13 protein-coding genes are annotated in these 18,333 nt (G+C 71.0%); 8 read left to right on the plus strand and 5 right to left on the minus strand.

Translation table 11 applies throughout. The features are described 5' to 3' along the window. The first annotated feature begins 139 nt into the window (after positions 1-139). From OIC96_RS21020 to OIC96_RS21045, 6 genes are all read left to right on the plus strand, one after another. Positions 140-4,141 carry an SGNH/GDSL hydrolase family protein gene (locus tag OIC96_RS21020; RefSeq protein ID WP_330306366.1) on the plus strand — a complete coding sequence of 1,334 codons (4,002 nt, stop codon included), beginning with the start codon at positions 140-142 and terminating at the stop codon, positions 4,139-4,141. A 127-nt stretch (positions 4,142-4,268) separates the two neighbouring features. Further along, complete coding sequence (locus tag OIC96_RS21025; RefSeq protein ID WP_330306365.1) at positions 4,269-4,658, plus strand: hypothetical protein; 390 nt, start codon at positions 4,269-4,271, stop codon at positions 4,656-4,658. A gap of 160 nt (positions 4,659-4,818) precedes the next feature. Further along, positions 4,819-6,120, plus strand: coding sequence for an ATP-grasp domain-containing protein (locus OIC96_RS21030; protein ID WP_330306364.1), 1,302 nt, complete (start codon positions 4,819-4,821; stop codon positions 6,118-6,120). Beyond that, entirely contained in the window at positions 6,117-7,271 is a 1,155-nt protein-coding gene (locus tag OIC96_RS21035; RefSeq protein WP_330306363.1) for a GNAT family N-acetyltransferase, read from the plus strand. Before OIC96_RS21030 ends, OIC96_RS21035 begins: the two co-directional genes overlap by 4 nt. Then, complete coding sequence (locus OIC96_RS21040) at positions 7,268-8,980, plus strand: ABC transporter substrate-binding protein (protein ID WP_330306362.1); 1,713 nt, start codon at positions 7,268-7,270, stop codon at positions 8,978-8,980. Before OIC96_RS21035 ends, OIC96_RS21040 begins: the two co-directional genes overlap by 4 nt. Next, on the plus strand, positions 8,977-10,041 hold the full coding sequence (locus tag OIC96_RS21045; RefSeq protein WP_330306361.1) for a GNAT family N-acetyltransferase: 1,065 nt from the start codon (positions 8,977-8,979) through the stop codon (positions 10,039-10,041). The genes OIC96_RS21040 and OIC96_RS21045 overlap by 4 nt, the downstream gene beginning before the upstream one ends. On the opposite strand, the gene OIC96_RS21050 is transcribed toward OIC96_RS21045, so the two are convergent. The 4 genes from OIC96_RS21050 to OIC96_RS21065 are packed head-to-tail and all read right to left on the minus strand — an operon-like array spanning position 9,993 to position 13,938. Further along, positions 9,993-11,036, minus strand: coding sequence for an EamA family transporter (locus OIC96_RS21050; RefSeq protein WP_330306360.1), 1,044 nt, complete (start codon positions 11,034-11,036; stop codon positions 9,993-9,995). The genes OIC96_RS21045 and OIC96_RS21050 overlap by 49 nt on opposite strands. Further along, entirely contained in the window at positions 11,033-12,370 is a 1,338-nt protein-coding gene (locus OIC96_RS21055; RefSeq protein WP_330306359.1) for a serine hydrolase, read from the minus strand. Before OIC96_RS21055 ends, OIC96_RS21050 begins: the two co-directional genes overlap by 4 nt. Before the next feature lie 33 nt (positions 12,371-12,403). Then, on the minus strand, positions 12,404-12,712 hold the full coding sequence (locus tag OIC96_RS21060) for a ferredoxin (RefSeq protein ID WP_330306358.1): 309 nt from the start codon (positions 12,710-12,712) through the stop codon (positions 12,404-12,406). Further along, positions 12,709-13,938, minus strand: coding sequence for a cytochrome P450 (locus tag OIC96_RS21065; RefSeq protein ID WP_330306357.1), 1,230 nt, complete (start codon positions 13,936-13,938; stop codon positions 12,709-12,711). The genes OIC96_RS21060 and OIC96_RS21065 overlap by 4 nt, the downstream gene beginning before the upstream one ends. A 265-nt stretch (positions 13,939-14,203) precedes the next feature. Between OIC96_RS21065 and OIC96_RS21070 the strand changes: the two genes are divergently transcribed. After that, on the plus strand, positions 14,204-14,947 hold the full coding sequence (locus tag OIC96_RS21070; RefSeq protein WP_330306356.1) for an SDR family oxidoreductase: 744 nt from the start codon (positions 14,204-14,206) through the stop codon (positions 14,945-14,947). Positions 14,948-15,162: 215 nt separating this feature from the next. After that, positions 15,163-16,494 carry a LysR family transcriptional regulator gene (locus OIC96_RS21075; RefSeq protein ID WP_330306355.1) on the plus strand — a complete coding sequence of 444 codons (1,332 nt, stop codon included), beginning with the start codon at positions 15,163-15,165 and terminating at the stop codon, positions 16,492-16,494. On the opposite strand, the gene OIC96_RS21080 is transcribed toward OIC96_RS21075, so the two are convergent. Then, a complete protein-coding gene (locus tag OIC96_RS21080) occupies positions 16,470-18,143 on the minus strand; it encodes an ABC transporter substrate-binding protein (RefSeq protein WP_330306354.1) in 1,674 nt (557 codons plus the stop codon). The two genes, OIC96_RS21075 and OIC96_RS21080, sit on opposite strands and share 25 nt — an antisense overlap. Positions 18,144-18,333 lie beyond the last annotated feature (190 nt).

The following is an 18,333-nucleotide window of genomic DNA, read 5'->3' on the forward strand; positions in this document are numbered from 1 at the left end:
CGGCCACAGGAGTGACATCGAGCCGGCGTCCCCACATCTCCGCCCTCTGAGGGCTTGCCTTCTCTGTCTGTCGGCGCCGGTCCCCGGGTGCGGTTGCACGCCCTGATCCGGGCGTGAATTCCAGAAGAAGGACGGGAAGTTGAGACGCAGCATAGTGAGGTATGCGCGTGTCCCGGTGACCATGGCCGTCGCGATCGCGGTGGCCAGTGGTACCGGTACGACGCAGGCCTACGCAGACGCAGTCCCACCCGGAGCGGCCAACGGATGGTCCTCCTCGAAGACCGCCACCAAGGACAAGGCGGCGACCGAGCCCAGCGCCGTTCCCGCCAAGAAGCGTGCCGCGCTGCTCGGCAAGAGCTACAAGTCGTCCTCGGACCGGGCGTTCACGACGTCCGGTGACGGCACGGGTTTCCATGTGATGGTGGCCGCCGAGAAGAACGGCTACGCGTGGAAGACCGCCGCCTCGCTGTCCGAGCCGGGTTTCGAGACGGACACCTGGATCGGCAACGCCTGTGTGACCGGGTCCGGCAAGTACGCCGCCGTGGCGTACGCGCCACGCACCTTCACCAACAAGCCCGAGCTGATGAGCCGCGGCGCCTTCACCGCGATCGTGAACCTGGACAGCGGCGCCGTACGGAAGCTGCCGTTCCAGGCCACGCTCGGCTACTTCTCGCCGGGCTGCGGCACCGGTGACGACACCGTGTTCTCCCAGTTCACCGACGAGAACACGTCCAGGACGAACGAGACCCGGCTGGTCACGGTCGCCGCCGCCACGGGGAAGACCGCGAAGACGAAGGTGGCCGGCCAGGTCACCTCGGCGGTGCCGGTCGACGGCAGGATCGTCGCCGCGCGCGGCGCTCAGGTCGTGCGGATCGACGGCTCCACGGTGAAGACGGTGGCCCGCACCCACGCCGTACCGTTCCAGCTGGCGCCGGACGCCGACGGCGGTGTCACCTTCATCGACCGGCTGCCCGGCGGAAAGAAGAAGTCCTCGACCGATGACCAGGCCGCCGTCTCCCGTGTCACCGCGGGGGCGCTGCGGGCGGCGAACGGCAAGGCGAAGGCCGCGCAGCTCGCGCAGGGCTCGCTGACCAGGTTCGACCTCACGCGCACGCCCGCGGGAACGGTGTACGTCACCGGCACGGCCCGCACCGGCGGCTCGCTGCCGGGTGCGGTCCGCAACCCGGGGGGCCTCGACAAGGACGCGCGGATCTCCAGCCGGGGCGCCGCCGCCGTGACCACGGCGTGGGCCGACGGCAAGGACTCCAGGATCACGCAGCAGGACTCCTTCTCGGCGCGCGCCGCGAGGATCACCCTGAAGGCCCTGGACACCGGCAGGACGGCCGTACTGGACGCCATGCCGGGCAACCGGATCGGCAGCGCCGCCGCCCAGCGCTCGGCGACCGCGACGAGCCCGGCCCTGGCCGCGCCCGCCAAGGCCGGCGGGATCTCGACCCTGTCGACGCCGGTCGACACGGACCGCACATGTGCGGTCCCGCGCAACGACCCGAAGAAGCAGGCGTTCCAGCCGACTCCGCGGCAGATCGAGTGGGCCGTGGACCAGGCGGTCGTCGGCACGCTCAACAAGGGCGCGACCCGGGCGGCGAACTGGAAGAACACGGGGATGGCCGCGTACGCGCCGCAGACCCTGTTCCCGCTCAATTCGCTGAGCGGCGGCAGCGGCACGGACTGGCACGTCCCGGCGACGGTGATGCTCGGCGTCACCGCGCAGGAGTCGAACATGTGGCAGGCGACCCGCTACGCCGTACCGGGCGTCACGGCGAACCCGCTGGTCGGCAACTTCTACGGCACCGTCTACTCCTCCGACGGCACGCAGACCGACCCGTGGGCCATCGACTGGACCAAGTCGGACTGCGGCTACGGCGTCACCCAGGTCACCGACGGCATGCGGCTTCCGGGCCATGGCCAGGACACGTTGACGACGACGCAGCAGGAGGCCGTCGCGCTCGACTACGCGGCCAACATCGCGGACGGCGTGAACATCCTGGTCGAGAAGTGGAACCAGACCCGCGCCGACGGAATCGTCATCAACGACGGCAGCCCGAAGTACATCGAGAACTGGTTCGCCGCCCTGTGGTCGTACAACACGGGCTACCACCTCCAGTCGGACTCGGGCCTCAACTCCGGCAAGTGGGGCCTCGGCTGGACCAACAACCCGGCCAACCCGCTGTGGAAGGAGAACCGTACGCCGTTCCTGGAGGACGCGGCCGGCGCCGACGACTACAGCCACGCCGCGCACCCGCAGGACTGGCCGTACGAGGAGAAGGTCATCGGCTGGGCGGCCCGGCCGATCTCGGCGATGTTCGCGCCCGGTGACTTCCAGGCCGGTTACCGCGCCGCGTGGTGGAACAGCAACGCCTACCGCACGGCGGCCAAGCCTCCGATCTCGCTGTTCTGCGACAGCAGCAACGACTGCGACGCGTCGAAGATCAGCACGGATGCCACGAACGACACCGGCGGCGGCCCCTGCCTGCTGCCCGGCGACCCGAGCACGTCGGACCCGCTGTACCTGAAGTGCTGGTTCACCAAGTCCGCGACCTGGAAGAACTGCACGACCAGCGCCCAGTGCGGCAACCCGATCCACCGGTTCGACGACACCTATCCCGAGCAGGCGGACGCCAACTCGTATCCGCCGGAGTGCTCGGCCAACCTGCCCTCCGGGACGTACATCGTCGACGATCTCGCCGACGGGATCGTCCCAGCCGGTTCCAGCACCCGATCGTGCGGAACGGTGTCGTCCGCGGGCTCGTTCGCCATGGACTTCGGGAGCGCCTCGTCCCGGATCGACCTGCACCAGATCGGTGCGGCCTACGGCAACCACTTCTGGTTCTCGCACACCAACAAGAGCGGGACGACCGACGCGGCCCGGCTGCGGACCACCGGCACCTGGACGCTGAACAAGTCGGACCGCGGCTGGATGCGCGTCTGGGTGCACCTGCCCGACCACGGCGCGCACACCCGCCAGGCGATGTACAAGGTGGGCGGCACGGACTCCACCAGCCCGAACCGCGCGCTGCCGCAGCGGGTGATGAAGAACGAGTGGGTGCCGCTCGGCGTCTTCAACTTCACCGGAGCGCCCACGGTGGCCCTGTCGAACGTGACGCAGGACGGCAAGGGTACGGAGGACGTCGCCTGGGACTCGGTCGGCTTCCAGCCGCTGAGCGGCAAGGCGACGAACATGGTCGTGGCCATGGGCGACTCCTACTCCTCGGGTGAGGGGGCCTCGGCGAACGGCGGCGACGACTACTACCCGGAGTCCGACTACTACGACCCGCTGCAGCCGGACACCGAGGACAAGTGCCACCGGTCGAAGTACTCCTGGTCGCGGCAGGCCACGCTGCCCGGCTACTCGAAGTCGATCGGGGCGATGGCCGACGACCGCGACTCGGACATGGACTACCACTTCATCGCCTGCTCCGGCGCCCGCCACTACAACATCCTGCGCCAGGGCCAGAGCAGTGAGCTGCCACAGATCGACCAGGGCTATCTCGACCAGAACACCACGCTGGTCACCCTGAACGTCGGCGGCAACGACGCCCGGTTCGCCGACATCGTCCAGGAGTGCATCACGGCCCTGACCGTGTGCAACGACAACTCCATCGATGCCGTCGACCCGGACACCGGGCAGAAGAACGGCGAGTCGACCGGCTCACTGGAGGACTGGGCGCCGACGTGGCTCCACGAGCAGATCCGGCCGCGGCTGGCCGGCACGCTCAACGCGATCCATCTGAAGGCGCCGCACGCGAAGATCGTTCTCATGGGCTATCCGAAGCTCCTGGAGAACGACGGCAGTTGCATCCCCGGCATCGGCACCGAGGAAGCTCCGTGGCTGAACGGCATGGCGGACACGCTGGCCACCGAGATGCACGGCGCGGTCGACGACGCCAACAGCCAGTACGGCGCGAACGCGGTCTTCTCCGACCCACGTGACGAGTTCGCCGGCAAGGCGATCTGCGGTGACCCGGAGGACGTGAACGGCATCGTCCTGTCCGGCCACTCGCAGGCGGACAACCGGGACTGGAACTGGCTGCCGGGCAATGTGGCGCCGTCCATGAAGTCCTTCCACCCGAAGATCGCGGGTGCGCGGTTGTACGCCGACAGTCTGCAGAACACGCTGTAGGCGGTCTCTGCGGAAGAGGCTCCTCAGAAGAGGCTCCTCAGATCTGCGGAAGAGGCTCGGTAGAAGCGACGGGGGCCTGAGTACTCGTACTCAGGCCCCCGTTTCCGTGCCATGGAAGGCTGGCGTCATGACGAACCGCAGGACCGCCCGTTGGGTGAAGGGCGCTGCCGTGTCGGCGGTGTCCGCCGTCGTCTGCTACTGGATCTGGACGTCCTGCCGGGAGTGGGCGTCAGGTGTGCGGGAGGCCGACCAGGACGCGTTCCTCGCCGGGTCCCTGGAGTCGCTGCTGGCGGGGATCGCCGGGGTGGCGTCGATGCCGCTGCTGCTGTGGGCGGGGATGCGGGTGCTGAAGGAGCGCGGCAATCACCTGCTCGTGGCGGCCGGCGCGCTGGCGTGGATCTTCCTCGGGGGCCATGTGGTCGAGGACGAGGTCGGCACCGGCGCGACCGCCGGGTTCCTGGCCCTGTTCGCGGTGCTCGGGGGTCTGCTGGCCGGGGTCGGGACGCGCGGCGAGTAGCCGGAGCGCCGAGGCGTTCCTATGCGCCTCGCCGACCGCCTATGCGTGTGACCACCCGATTCATGGCCTCCGCCGGGTGCGGCGCGTTCAACTGGCCCTCAACGCCAGTCGACTGCACCGCCACCGACATGATCGGCGGCGGGACCATGGAGGCGGTCCCATGACAACACCCCTGGCCGACTATGCGAAGTTCGCCGGCAGGCGCATCGCGATCGTCGAGCACATGCAGAACCACCCGTTCGTCCTCGGCCTGCACCAGGCCCGCGAGCACGGTCTGGAGGTGTGGCTGCTCACCGGTGACCGGTCCTGGTACACCCACGGCCACGACTGGGACTCCCACCCGCTCGCCGCGGCCGTCGACCGTGTGATCGACGTCGACACCACCGACCTCGAAGCGGTGGTGTCCGTGGTGACCGGCGACGACGGCGCTCCCCTCGTGGACGGTCTGACGTCGTTCTCCGACTACCACACGGTGCTCGCCGCGCAGGCGGCCCGGCGGCTCGGTCTGCCGGGTCCCGATCCCGCGGCCGTGGAGACCGCCAACGTCAAGGACCGGCTGCGCGTCGCGCTCGGCGACGTACCGTTCAACATCCCGCACATGCTGGTGAGCGCAGAGGAACAGCTCGACGAGGCGGTGCGGCGGCTGGGCTTCCCGATGATCGCCAAACCGCCAGCGGAGGCCATCAGTTACGGAGTCCGCCGCGTCGACGACATGGCCCAGCTCGTCGAGGCATGGCAGGAGCTGTCCGGGATACGGCACAGCCTGCGCGGGCAACCGCGGTCCGGGGACGTGCTGTTGGAGACGTACGTCGAAGGTGTCGAAGTCAGCGTCGAGACGATGACGGTGGACGGGTACACGCATGTCTTCGGCGTCACCTCGAAGGACCTGTTCGGTGACCCTGCCTACATCGAGTGCGGGCACACCTTCCCCGTGCCGCTGTCCGACGACGAGCGCGACGCGCTCTACGCCGTGGTCCGCGACACGCTGAAGGCGATCGGCTACGACCGCGGGCCGTGCCACACCGAGGTCCGGCGCACCGAGTCCGGCTGGCGCGTCATCGAGGCCAATCCGCGGACGCCGTCGAGCTGCATGACCATGCTCGTCACGGACGTCACCGGGCGCAGCCCCATCCTGGACGCCTGGCTGCTCGCGATCGGCGAGGTCCCGCCGATCGAGCCCGTCACGCACTCCGGGGGCGCCGCCGTCCGCATGATCTACCCGCAGCGGCGCGGCACCCTCAAGCGGGTCGACGGTGTGGCGGCCGCCTCCTCGGTGCCGGGTGTCCAGGTGCTGCTGCACGTGGAGAAGGGCGATCACCTGTTGCAGCGCATGGACAACTCCTCCTGCGTCGGGTTCACCTACTGCAACGGGCCCGACCGCCTGGAGGCCCAGGCCCTCGCCGACAAGGCGGCCGCCTACCTCGACTTCGTGGTCGAGGAGGACGAGGCGGCGGAGCTGTGAGCGGCGGCGCGCACTATCCGGGCAGCCAGGCGGACGTGCGGGCGGTGGCCGATGCCGCCGGGCTGCCCGACGCCGGCTGGGACGGTCTGCTCGGCGCGGAGGACTTCTTCCAGACGTCCCGCTGGCTGGCGGTGCAGGAGCGCAACTCCGGCACCACGATGGACTTCCTCGTCCAGCACCGGGAGGAGAAGCCCGTCGCGGCCCTCGTCGCCGCGTGGGCCGACGACTCCGTGCCCTGGCTGCTCGCCCGGCCGGACGCGATGCTCTCCCGGGCCCTGGAGGACGGCGGCCCGCCGGAGGCCGCCGCCGTCCTCGCCGAGGTGGCCCAGGGCGACCCGGCGTCGCTGCTGCCGTCCCTGGTGTGCGGCGGCCGGCACCTGGGCCGCACCCGGACGCTGGCGGGACCGGACGCGCTGCCCTCGGACGTCGAGGCGCTGGTCGTGCGGGCCGAGCAACTGGCCGCGGAGCGCGGGGCGGCGTCCGTCTGCTTCCCCCATGTGGACGTGCGGGACGCCGGGTTGGTGGAGCTGCTGCGCACCCGCGGCTACCGCTCGCACCTCTCGGCGCACTACGCCTGGCTGCCCATTCCGCCCGGCGGCTGGGACCAGTTCCTCGCTGAGATGAGCAAGCACCGGCGCCGCCGGGTGCGCCTGGAGCGCCGGGCGCTGGCCGAGGCCAAGGTCGAGGTCCACCTCGAACCGCTGACCAAGGCGCTGGCCCCGCGCCTGGGCGAGCTCGACTGCAACCTGCTGCGGAAGTACGGCAATCCGGCCAGCCCGGAGCACTCGGCCGGGCTGCTGAGCTGGATCTCCGAGGTCATGGGCGACGACGCCATGGTCTCGGTGGCGCGCAAGGACGGCGCCATCATCGGCTTCGGCATGGTGCTGCGCTCCCGGGCCCGCGGCGAGGAGCAGTGGTTCGGCCACCGTGCCGGATTCGACTACGACGCCCAGGGCAAGCTGCCGCTCTACTACGACGTCCTGTACTACCGCGTCCTCGAAGCCGCCGCGCGCGAGGGCGTGTCCGTCCTGCACGCCGGGATCGGCAGCGTCGAGGCGAAGCTCGCCCGCGGTTGCCTGGCGAGCGAGGAGCACTCGTTCCTGCTGCGGCTGCCGCGTACGGGCTCCGGGAAGGAGACGACCACACGATGAGTATGAGCAGGGGAACGGAACCACGCACCACCGCGGGTGCGGGCTGGAACGCCGCCGTCGGTTCGACGGTGAACCCCTCGGACGTACGCGGCGGAACCCTGCGTCTGGTCTCCTCGGCCGACGTGGACTCCCTCGATCCGGCCCGCACCTACTACGTGTGGGTGTGGCTGCTGCAGAGGATGCTCAACCGCACCCTCATGGCCTACCCCACGGACCCGGGCCCCGCCGGGCTCGTCCCCGCCCCGGACCTCGCCGAGGGTCCCGGGCGGGTGAGCGACGGCGGCCGCACCTGGACCTACCGGCTGCGCGCCGGCGTGCGCTACGACGACGGCACCCCGATCACCTCGGACGACATACGCCACGCCGTACAGCGGGTGTTCGCGCAGGACGTGCTGCCCGGCGGCCCGACCTACCTTCTGCCGCTGCTGGACGATCCCGGGCGGCCGTACCCCGGCCCGTACCGGACCGACGAACCGCTCGGGTCGGTGCGGACGCCGGACGAGCGCACGATCGTCTTCCATCTGCGCCGCCCGTTCTCCGACTTCGACCATCTGATGGCCCAGCCCTGCACGGCCCCGGTGCCCCGGCGCGCCGACACGGGGGCGGACTACGGGGAGAACCCGCGCTCCAGCGGCCCGTACCGCGTGGCCCTCCACCGGCCGGGCAGGTTCCTGCACCTGGAGCGGAACCCGTACTGGGACCGCGCGACGGACCCGGTCCGGCCCGCGCTGCCCGACCGGGTGGAGCTGACCATCGGGGTGGACGTCGACGAGCTCGACGAACGGCTGATCGCCGGGGAGTTCGACATCAACCTCGAAGGCCGGGGGCTCCAGCACGCGGCCCAGAACCTGGTCACGGCCGACGGCGTCCTGCGCTCCCGTACGGACAACCCGCGCACGAGCTTCCTGCACTTCGTGTCCCTCCAGCCGCACATCCCGCCGTTCGGCGACGTGCACGCGCGCCGTGCCGTGCACTACGCGGCCGACAAGATCCTGCTCCAGCAGGCGCGCGGCGGCCCGGTCACCGGCGGCGACCTCACCACGGCGCTGTTCCCGCCCCGGCTGCCCGCGCACCAGCCGGGCCTGAACCCCTACCCGACGGGCCCCGGCCTGCGCGGTGACCTCGACGCGGCGCGGGCCGAACTCGCCGCCGCCGGGCTGCCGGACGGCTTCGACGCGGTGATCGGCACCCAGCGCGGCAAGTTCCGGCTGGTCGCCGACGCGGTCGCCGAGTCGGTGGCCAGGGTCGGCATCCGGCTGACCGTGAAGGAGCTGGATGTCGCGAGCTACTTCAGCCTGGGCGCCGGACATCCGGAGACGATCCGCGAGCACGGCCTCGGGCTCGTCGTCACCGACTGGGGCGCCGACTTCCCCACCGAGTACGGCTTCCTCGCGCCGCTCGTGGACGGCCGCCAGATCAAACGCAACGGCGGCAACTGGAACATCTCCGAGCTCGACGACCCGCGCGTCAACGACCTCATCGACCAGAGCCTGCACACCACCGACCCCGCCGAACGGGCCCGCCAGTGGGGTGCCGTCGAACGCCTGGTGATGGAACACGCCGTGATCCTTCCCCTGGTCCACGACAAGACCCTGCACTTCCGCAACCCGTGGGTCACCAACGTGTACGTCCATCCGGCCTTCGGGCTGTACGACGTCCAGGCGATGGGCGTCGCAGCCCCCGTACCCGACCGGGAGAACACCCCATGAACGACGACCGCACCCACGGCCTCCGCTTCAGCCCGCTGGCCGCCGACGACGAGACCACGGTCGTCCAGTGGCTACGGCTCCTCGACGACTCCGCCGGAGACGTGCCGGGAGCCGCACCGCCCTGCGCCGTGGACATGCGGGGCTCCCTGCGCTTCCCGCCGCCCGCCACCAAGCTGGAGGACTGGGTCGTACGCCAGGACGGGTCCGACGGATCCGATGGACAGGACGGGCAGGACGGGCGGGTCGTCGGTGCGCTGCGGCTGGCGCTGCCCGACGGGGCCGATGTGGCGCGGGTGGACCAGCTGCTGGTCGCGCCGGGGCTGCGGCGCCGGGGCATCGGGCGGGCGCTGTACGAGCGGGCCGTCGACATCGCGGCGGGGCACGGCCGTTCGGCGCTGGCCGCGACCGTGGTGGAGGCGCTGCCCGACGGTCCGGCACGGGACGCGGGACCGGCGGCCTTCGCGGCGGCGGTGGGCGCGGAGCGGGCGTCGGTGCCGGCGGGCGTGCACCAGTGGCTCGACCTGGGCGCGCACGATCCGCTGGCCGGCGGCGTTCCCGAGGTGCCGGAGGGGTACTCCCTCGTCACGTGGGGGACCGTCACGCCGGACGAGTACGCGGTACGGGTGTCGGTTCTCGAACAGTCGCTGGGGGATGAGGCGTTCGAGGAGGTCGACGAGGAGCGGGAGGTCGGGACCAGTTACGCGCGGGAGTTCGAGACCATGCGGGTGGGGCGGGGGCGGCGGGCGTACCACACCGGTGTCGTCCACGAGGCGAGCGGGCGGCTGGCCGGGTACACCAGTGTTTCGAAGACCACGGGGAATCCGTCGTACGCGCTTCAGGGGATGACGGTGGTGCATCGGGCCCATCGGGGGCGTCGGTTGGGGCTGCTGCTGAAGCTCGCGAATCTGGAGTATGTGTTGCGGCACGAGCCGGGGGTTCGGCTGGTGGAGACGGCCAATGCCGAGGACAACTCCGCCATGATCGCGGTCAATGCGGCCATGGGGTTCGTGCCTTATGAGCGGTGGGTGTCCTGGACGGGGCTCGTCGGTTCGGGGGGCTGATTCTCGGTTTGGAGGGTGCGGGTGGATTGTGGCTGGGCGCGCCCACGCGGCGGAGCCGCAGATGTCACAGCCCCGCGCCCCTTAAGGGGCGCGGCAGTGGACGGGAGTTCACCGGAGCCGCTCCGCCGGAATGGGGTCCAGCCTGTCCCGGCCAGGACACCGAGCACCACCGCCAGCCCGCCCCCCAGCGACCAGCCCGTCAACTCCTCCCCCAGTACCAGCCACGCCGCCGCGACCCCCACCACCGGGACCAGCATGGAGAACGGGGCCACGGTTCCCGCCTCGTAGCGCTTCAGCAGGGTTGTCCAGATGCCGGAGCCGACGACGGAGCCGGCCAGCGCGGTGTAGACCAGGGCTGCCAGGCCGGGCCAGCCGTCGGTGCTGAAGGAGTTGCCGAGGGCGTGCCAGCCGGTGGTCGGGCCCTCCATGGCGGCTGAGAGGGCGAGCAGCGGCAGGGGTGGTACGACGGACATCCACAGGGCGAAGCGGAGTGGATGGTCGGGGCGGGCCTGCCGGCTGGCGATGTTGCCGAACGCCCAGCCGAGTGCCGCGAGCAGGGTCAGCAGCAGCGGGAGCAGGGCGGCGCTGCGGGCGCGTTCCACCGCGATCACGGCCATGCCGAGCACGGCGAGGGCGACCCCGGCCAGCTGCCGCCGGGAGACCCGCTCGCCCAGCAGCAGCGCGCCGAGCAGCATGGTGAACGGTGCCGACGCCTGCACCACGACCGAGGCCTGCCCGGACGGCATGCCCTGGTCGATGGCGAGGAAGAGCAGCCCGAACTGGAGGACTCCGAAGCCGAGTCCGTAGACCAGCAGCCAGCGCACCGGTGCCTTCGGCCGGGGGACGAACAGGATCACCGGCACGGCCAGGACGACGAAGCGCAACGCGGAGAGGAAGAACGGCGGGTAGTGGTCGAGCCCGATCCGCACGGCGAGGAAGTTCAGCCCCCACAGCACGGCGACGAGAACGGCGAGGAGACGGTCCCTGACGCTCACCGGGTGGCTTCCAGGAGGCCGGACTCGACGACCCGCCCGCCGAGCCAGCGCAGGAACTGTCCGTCGCCGATCAACTTCTGGTCGTCGGCGGCCTGTTGCAGCACCAGCACGTGCCGTACGCCGGCCCGGTTCTCCAGCAGCCAGCAGAACATCATCACGCCGGGGCAGGAGCCGGCCTTGAAGAACACCCGGGGCCATTTCTCGCGGTCGATGACGAGACCGGGGTACGCGGTGAGGATGTCCTCGACGGTTCCGGTCGTGTCGCGCTCGCCGTCGTCGGCGAGTCCGCGCAGCACCTCCAGCACGTCGTAGGCGCTCATGTGCCAGTCCAGGCCCAGCTGGTGCACCGTCTCGCCCAGGTCGCCGATGCTCACGCTCAGCGGCCGCGCGAGCCCCGGCAGCAGTTCGCGCCGGCCCGCCTCGTCGCGCTCGGTCCATGCCGCGCGCAGGTCCGGCGCGCCCCAGCCGATCTCGAACAGCTCGCGGCTGTAGAGGAACGGCCGCAGCAGGGCGGGGTCGTGGTGTCCGGAGTCCGCGACGGCCCGCTCCACGGCGGCACGGCCGAGGCGCTCCGCGATCAGGTCGGCGCCCGTGTTGTCGCTGAAGGCGATCATCTTGTACGCCGTCTCGCGCACCGTGACGCGCGTGCCGTCGGGCAGTTCCTGCATGTCACCGGTGGGCAGGCTGCGCAGGTCGGGCCGTACGGTCACCTCGTCGTCCCAGGACAGCTCACCGTTCTCGACGGCGCGCACGAGGGCGCGCATGACGTAGAGCTTGTACGACGAGCCGGCGGGCATCGGCCGGTCGGCGTCCGTCTCGTGCAGGACGACGGTCCGCCCCGGCTCCAGGCGGGCGGCCAGCACGGAGTGGGCGACGCCCGGTATCCGTACGACGTCCTCCAGCTGGTCCCAGTCGCGTACTTCGGGGACCACGATCTCGGGCTGGAAGTTCAGGCCGCGGACCAGCCCGTTGGAGTCGATGGTCACCGCGAGGGTGTGGCACGCGCCGTCCGCCCCGGCGAGGTCCGTCCAGCTCTTGTGCGCGACGGACCGGTAGGACCGGACCGAGAACGGGCCCTTCGTACGCCACTCCCGCAGCGTCGCCGAGAAGCCCCCGAGGTACCTGCCGGGGAACACGGACACCACACGCCCGTCCGTGCACGCGTCCGGGGCGAGCCCGGCCGCCGTCAACAGCCCTACCGCCCACCGGGAGGCGTCCCCCACCAGGGAGTCGTCCGCCGCGAGCGCCGCCTCGGCGACGGACGGAGCGGACGGGGTGGACGGGGCCGATGAGTCGGACGGGGCAGACGGGGCGGATTCGGGGACTTGGATCATGATCGCTCCTTGTCGGCCGCTGGGCGCGGGCGTTCAGTGCTCGGTGACCGTGATGGCGCCGCACGGGCACAGGTCGGCGCAGAGGCGGGCCGAGGCGTGCAGTTCGGGTGAGGAGGGGGTGGGGTCGAGGAGGACCACGGTTCCGGTGGCGGGGTCCTGGTCGAAGAGGTCCGGTTCGGTCGCCGCGCACCGGCCCATGGCGCAGCACGCGTCCCCGTCGACGGTGATGGTGAGGGTCGGACGGCGTACGTCACTCGTGTCCACTCCCCCGGTGCCGCTCACGTCCGTGTCGCTCACGCCGGCATCACTCATGTCGGCGTCGGTCACGTCCGCGTCGCTCACCAGGTCACCGGGAGCGCGCCGAGCCCGTAACTGGACACCTCGTGGCGGAAGTCCAGCTCCTCGAACGGCACGGCCAGCCGGACACCCGGCATCCAGCGCAGTACGGCGGCCAGCATCTCCTCGATCTCGACCTTGGCGAGCCACTGTCCCAGGCACTGGTGGATGCCGTGGCCGAAGGCGAGATGGCGGCGGGCGTCGCGGTGCGGGTCGAGGGTGTCGGGGGACGGGAAGACCCGCTCGTCGCGGTTGCCGGCCGAGAGCGAGAGGACGACTCCCTCGCCGGCCCTGATCGTCACGTCGTCGAGCTGTACGTCCTCGGTGGCGGCCCGGGCCAGGCCGTTCTGCACGATGGAGTGGAAGCGCAGCAACTCCTCGACCGCCTTGGGCAGCAGGCCCTCGTCCTTGGTCAGGGCGTCCGCCAGGCCGGGGTCGGTGGCCAGGCTGAGCAGGCTGAGGCTGGCCTGGCTGGTGGTCGTGCCGTGTCCGGCCACCAGCAGCAGCCGGCACATCGGGACGAGTTCCTCGACGCTCAGCGTGCCCGGCCGTACCTGGTCGATCACCAGACGGCTCACCAGATCGGTGCCGGGACCGGCGACCCGCGACTCGACGAGCTCGCGCAGGAACCCGTCCAACTCATCCCGTGCGGCGGCCACTTGGTCGGGCGTGTAGCCGCGGTCGATAAGGATCGCGCTGCGGCTCTCGATGAAGTCCCGGCTGTCGTCGGACACCCCGAACAGCAGGGTGATGACCCGGGACGGCACGGGCGTCGTCAGACCGGCGACGAGATCCACGGGCCGCTCGCCGGCCACCAGCTCGGCCAGCATCTCGTCCAGGAACTCCCGCAGCACCGGGCGCATTTCCTCCGCCTTGCGGGCCAGGAAGTCGCGGGTGAGCATCGAGCGCAGCCGGGAGTGGTCCGGGTCGTCCATGCGGATGAACGAGGCCGTGTGGGGCGCCGCGCGCACCAGCTTCGAGGTGGGGGTCAGCATCGGAAATCCGGGGGCGGACGTGACCGCGGTGAACCGGCGGTCGCCCAGCACGGCCCGGGCACCGGCGTGCGAGGTCACCAGCCACACCTCGCTGCCGTCCCACAGCGTCACCCGGCTCGCGGCGCGTCCGGCCCGGAGGACGGCGAGCTGCGGCGGCGGGTCCACGGGGCAGACGCGCGGCATCGGGTACGACGGTGCCGCCGCCTTCTCTTCCTGGAGCGCTGCGTCGTTCTGCATCATCCACCGCCTATCGCTCTGTCGCTGCGCAGGTCGCCGCACAGGGGTCGCGCCGACGTGCTGTCGCCGTCCCAATCTGCCGTGCCCGCGGGGAGGCGTCCTGGCCTGCGCCCCGGCGTGCATAACCGGCCGGAAACAGTCATAACTTGCGGCGCCGGCAGGCATTCACCGCGCAATGGCATTCCTGCTAACGTCCTGACGGAATTCTCAAGAACGCACGGACATTCGCGCGCAATGCCGCCAGCCCACCGCACCGGGGGAAATAATGACTTCAGCACTGCAGGGGAAAGTCGCGCTCATCACGGGTGCGAGTTCGGGAATCGGCGAGGCCACGGCACGGGTGCTGGCCGCCGAGGGAGCCGCCGTCGCCGTCGCGGCCCGCCGCGTCGACCGGCTGCACGCCCTGAGGGACGAACTGGAAGCCACCGGCGCCACCGTCCACGTACTCGAACTCGACGTCACCGACGAGCGGGCGGTCCAGGACGCCGTGCGCTCGACCGTGGAGACGCTGGGGCGGCTGGACGTCCTGGTGAACAACGCCGGGGTGATGCTGCTGGGTCCCGTCGAGGGGGCCGACACCACGGACTGGACCCGCATGATCAACACCAATGTCCTGGGCCTGATGTACATGACCCACGCGGCGCTGCCGCACCTGCTCAAGAGCCAGGGAGCGGTCGTGCAGATCTCCTCGATCGCCGGGCGCGTGGCGGGCCGTGGCGCCGCCGGCTACAACGCCAGCAAGTTCGCCGTGAACGGATTCAGCGAGGGGCTGCGCCAGGAGGTCACCGAACGCGGGGTGCGCGTGGTGGTCATCGAGCCGGGCACCGTCGAGACCGAGCTGCGCGAGCACATCACCCACGCGCCGACGAAGGCCGCCATCGAGGAACGGGTCGCCAAGATCCGGCAGTTGCAGAGCACCGACATCGCCGAAGCGGTGCGCTACGCCGTGACGGCGCCCTCGCACATGACGGTCAACGAGATCTTCATCCGCCCGACCGACCAGGCCTGACCCATGACCTGACGGTCTCGGTCTCCGGGCACGAGGAGAGCCCGGAGAGAGGACGCGCCTAAGATCGCCGCAGAAGCCACGAAGAATGCATGTGAACCACTGCGGACAATCAAGCGGCACAGTCCTTCACCAAAAGGAAACCGACATTGTCTTCCGGGTCAGAAATAAAGCCAGCGCATCTTCTTCCCTTTCCCATCACCCGCCCCGATCTGTCGTTGCTCGACGCGGTCGGGCAGTGCGGGGATCTCGCGGAAGTGGCCCGGCGCACCGGGTCGCGGCACGGCGCCGTCGAGCGTCAACTCGACCGGCTGGACAAGACCGTCGGCCTCCCGCTGACCCTGCGCAGCCGCCACACCGCGCGGCTGACCTCGGCGGGCTCGCGGCTGCTGGTGGCCGGGCGCCGGTTCTTCCGCCAGGTCGACCTCGCCGTCCAGACGAACATCTTCGGGCGCGGCTCCGAGGCGGTGGACGCGCCCGCCGTCCTGGCCATCGCCTCCGCGGAACCCCTCCTGGAGGATGTGGTCGAGGACGCCGCGGCCTCGCTGGACATCCTTCTGTCGGTCCACCACGACACGCCCCAGCAGGTCATGCGCAGGCTGGCCGGCTATCACGTCGACGCCGCGCACACCTGGAGCCTCGACGCCCCGGGCAACTCGACCGAGCGGGCGGTGCGCACGTACGGCGTCCTCGACGATCCGCTGTGGGTCACGCTGCCGTCCGGTCATCCGCTGGCCGGCCGGGACGCGGTCTCGCTGGCCGATCTGCGGGACGAGAACTGGGTGTCCGAGGTCGGCCCCGACTCGGAGATCCTGGTGGCCCGGGTCTTCCAGGCCGCCGGTCTGCCCGCACCCGCCGCGCTGTACGTCACCGGCGCCTCGGTGGCCCGGGGAATGCTGCGCCGCGGCGACGCCATCGGGCTCGGCTCCCCCACGCATCCGGCCGTGCTCGCGCCCTCCGTGGTGCACTGCCCGGTGGTGGAGCGCCCGCACCGCTCCACCAGCCTTCTCGTCGATCCGACCGTCGTACCCCGGGCGCTGGCCGAGCAGTTGGCCGCGCTGCTCGCGGACCGCTATCTGCAACGGTTCGCCGAGCACCACCAGGACCTGCTGCGCGACCCGTGGTGGACACGCTGGCACCGCGACCAGACAGCCAGGTTCACCCGCCCCGTGCGCCCCGCACAGGAGTCGACGGCGCCGGCCGCGACCCCCGCCACCCGCAAGTTCGACGTCGAGGACCTGCACGTCCTGCGGGCGGTGGCGCGGCACGGCAGCATCAACCGGGCGGCCACCGTGCTGTCCATCAGCCAGTCCGCGCTGACCCGCCGTATCCACCGGCTGGAACTCGGCCTGGGCGCCCGGCTGTTGCTGCGCAGCGCCCGCGGCACGGACCTGACGACGCCGACCCGGCGGTTCCTGCACCAACTGGGCCGTTTCGAGGCCGAGTTCCATGACGCGGCGGCGTCCTGCCGGAGCATCGCCCTGCCGGCGGGCCAGAGCCACCGGCAGGACAACGCCCCGCGGGCTCAACTCGCGCCGAGCGCCACGTAGTCGTACATGCCGAACGACCCGGTGACGTACACATTGCGGGCGTCCGGGTGCCGGTACAGCAGCGAGCGCGGGTACAGGTACGGCACGATCACCGCGTGCTCCATGGTGAGCCGGTCGATGCGGTGCCAGATCTCCGCGCGCTCGGCCGGATCGCCGGAGGTCGCACCGCGGTCGAGGAGCCCGTTGATCTCCGGGTCGTCGAGCTCGCCCATGTTCTGGTTGCCGCGCTCCTTGATCGCCCGCCCGTCGACGATCTGCTGCAAGAACCCGTACCCGTCGGGGAAATCAGCCCCCCAGCCGAACATGATGATGCCGATCCCGTGCTCGCGCAGATAGGCCGGGCACCCTCCATAGATGTCGAAGTAGTCACCGGAGGGAAAGTCCAGGACCTCGGCCTCGATCCCGACCCTGGCGAGCCCGGCGGCCAGCGCCTCGGCGGCCCGGTACTCCTTGAGCCGGTCCTTGCGGGCGGCGATCTTCGTACGGAACCCGTCCGGCATCCCGGCGGCGACGAGCTCGGCGCGGGCGGCGTCGAGGTCTCCGGTCCCCTCACTCCCCACCGGATACCGGTCGAAGTCCTGGTACCCGTCGATCGTCGGCGGCAGGATGGTGGTGGCGATGTCCCCGCCGACCGAACCGCCGTACGCGGCCTGCATGGCGGCCTTGTCCGTGGCGAACTGCACGGCCCGACGGGCGTGGACGTTGTCGAACGGCGCGATCCTGCTCGACAGGCAGTAGATCCAGGTGAACCCGGTCAGCGGGTTGTCGGCGTCGGCCCGCAGCGCCGGGTCCGCCAGAATCCGCTCCTGTGTCGAGGGCTGCACCCCGAACCCGGCGAGGTCGATGTGCGCCTCGCCGGCCAGCAGCATGCGGTCCACCTCGTGCGGGTCCTTGCCGAGGTGCACCTCGATGCGCCCGGCCCGCTGCCCGCGGACCGGGTCGGTCGCCGGGTCCCAGTGCGGATTGGGTTCGAGTACGGCCAGTTCGCCCCGGGTGTACGAGACGACGCGGTACGGGCCCGTCGCGACCGGGCGCAGACGGTACTCGGCGCCGGTGTCCAGGTGGCGCGGTACGGGGGTGGTGCTGGGCATGGTCGCCAGCAGGTCGAGTCCCGCGAACGGTTTCTCCAGGCGGAAGACCAGGGTGCGGTCGTCGGGGGTCTCCAGCGTGACGGGGCCGTCGGCGTCGGGCTCGCGCCAGGGGCCGCCGTAGTCGGTCCCCAGCAGGTGCCGGAAGTAGGTCGGCCCCGCGCCCAGCACATCGGTCCCGTAATTGCTCCTGGCGATGGCGTACTTGACGTCCCTCGACGTCACCGGGCTGCCGTCCTCGTACCGCAGCCCGGGCCTGAGCCGGTACGTCCACACCCGGCCGCCCTCGGACGGCTCCCCCAGCGACTCGGCGAGGTCCGGAACCAGGTGCTGGCCCTCCTTGCCCGGGGCCGTGTCGAAGGTGACCAGGGTTCGGCCGATGAGGCGGAGGAAGTTCCAGGTGTAGGCGTAGTACGTGTTTCCGGGGTCCAGTGAGTCGAAGTCGTCCGTGCGTACGAGGCGGAGCGTGCCACCGCCGCCCAAAGTCCCGGCCGGCCGGACCACCCCCCTCACACCCGCATCGAACCCGCTTCCCTCAGTCGTCGGCCTCGTACTCTCCATGTGCCTACAGCCCTCCTCGCGATGCGCTTTCCCTCATCTTGTGGGGGGTGGGGGGTGGGGAGGGGGGCCTCGGGCGGGGCACGCATAGCCTCCGGCGGGTCGGTATAGCCGGGGCGCGCGCGGGGCCTTTTTCGCCCCCGCCGCCCCCCATGGTCTAACCATCCCCAGGGTTTCTCCCAGTGTCCTTGTT

Source organism: Streptomyces sp. NBC_00775, assembly GCF_036347135.1.
Lineage (GTDB): Bacteria > Actinomycetota > Actinomycetes > Streptomycetales > Streptomycetaceae > Streptomyces > Streptomyces lutosisoli.

Bases quoted from the DNA above. Each gene is read 5' to 3' on its own strand.
- OIC96_RS21025 (WP_330306365.1), top strand. From the start codon at position 4,269: ATGACGAACCGCAGGACCGCCCGTTGGGTGAAGGGCGCTGCCGTGTCG.
- OIC96_RS21030 (WP_330306364.1), top strand. From the start codon at position 4,819: ATGACAACACCCCTGGCCGACTATGCGAAGTTCGCCGGCAGGCGCATC.
- OIC96_RS21040 (WP_330306362.1), top strand. From the start codon at position 7,268: ATGAGTATGAGCAGGGGAACGGAACCACGCACCACCGCGGGTGCGGGC.
- OIC96_RS21045 (WP_330306361.1), top strand. From the start codon at position 8,977: ATGAACGACGACCGCACCCACGGCCTCCGCTTCAGCCCGCTGGCCGCC.
- OIC96_RS21055 (WP_330306359.1), bottom strand. From the start codon at position 12,370: ATGATCCAAGTCCCCGAATCCGCCCCGTCTGCCCCGTCCGACTCATCG.
- OIC96_RS21065 (WP_330306357.1), bottom strand. From the start codon at position 13,938: ATGCAGAACGACGCAGCGCTCCAGGAAGAGAAGGCGGCGGCACCGTCG.
- OIC96_RS21070 (WP_330306356.1), top strand. From the start codon at position 14,204: ATGACTTCAGCACTGCAGGGGAAAGTCGCGCTCATCACGGGTGCGAGT.
- OIC96_RS21080 (WP_330306354.1), bottom strand. From the start codon at position 18,143: ATGGAGAGTACGAGGCCGACGACTGAGGGAAGCGGGTTCGATGCGGGT.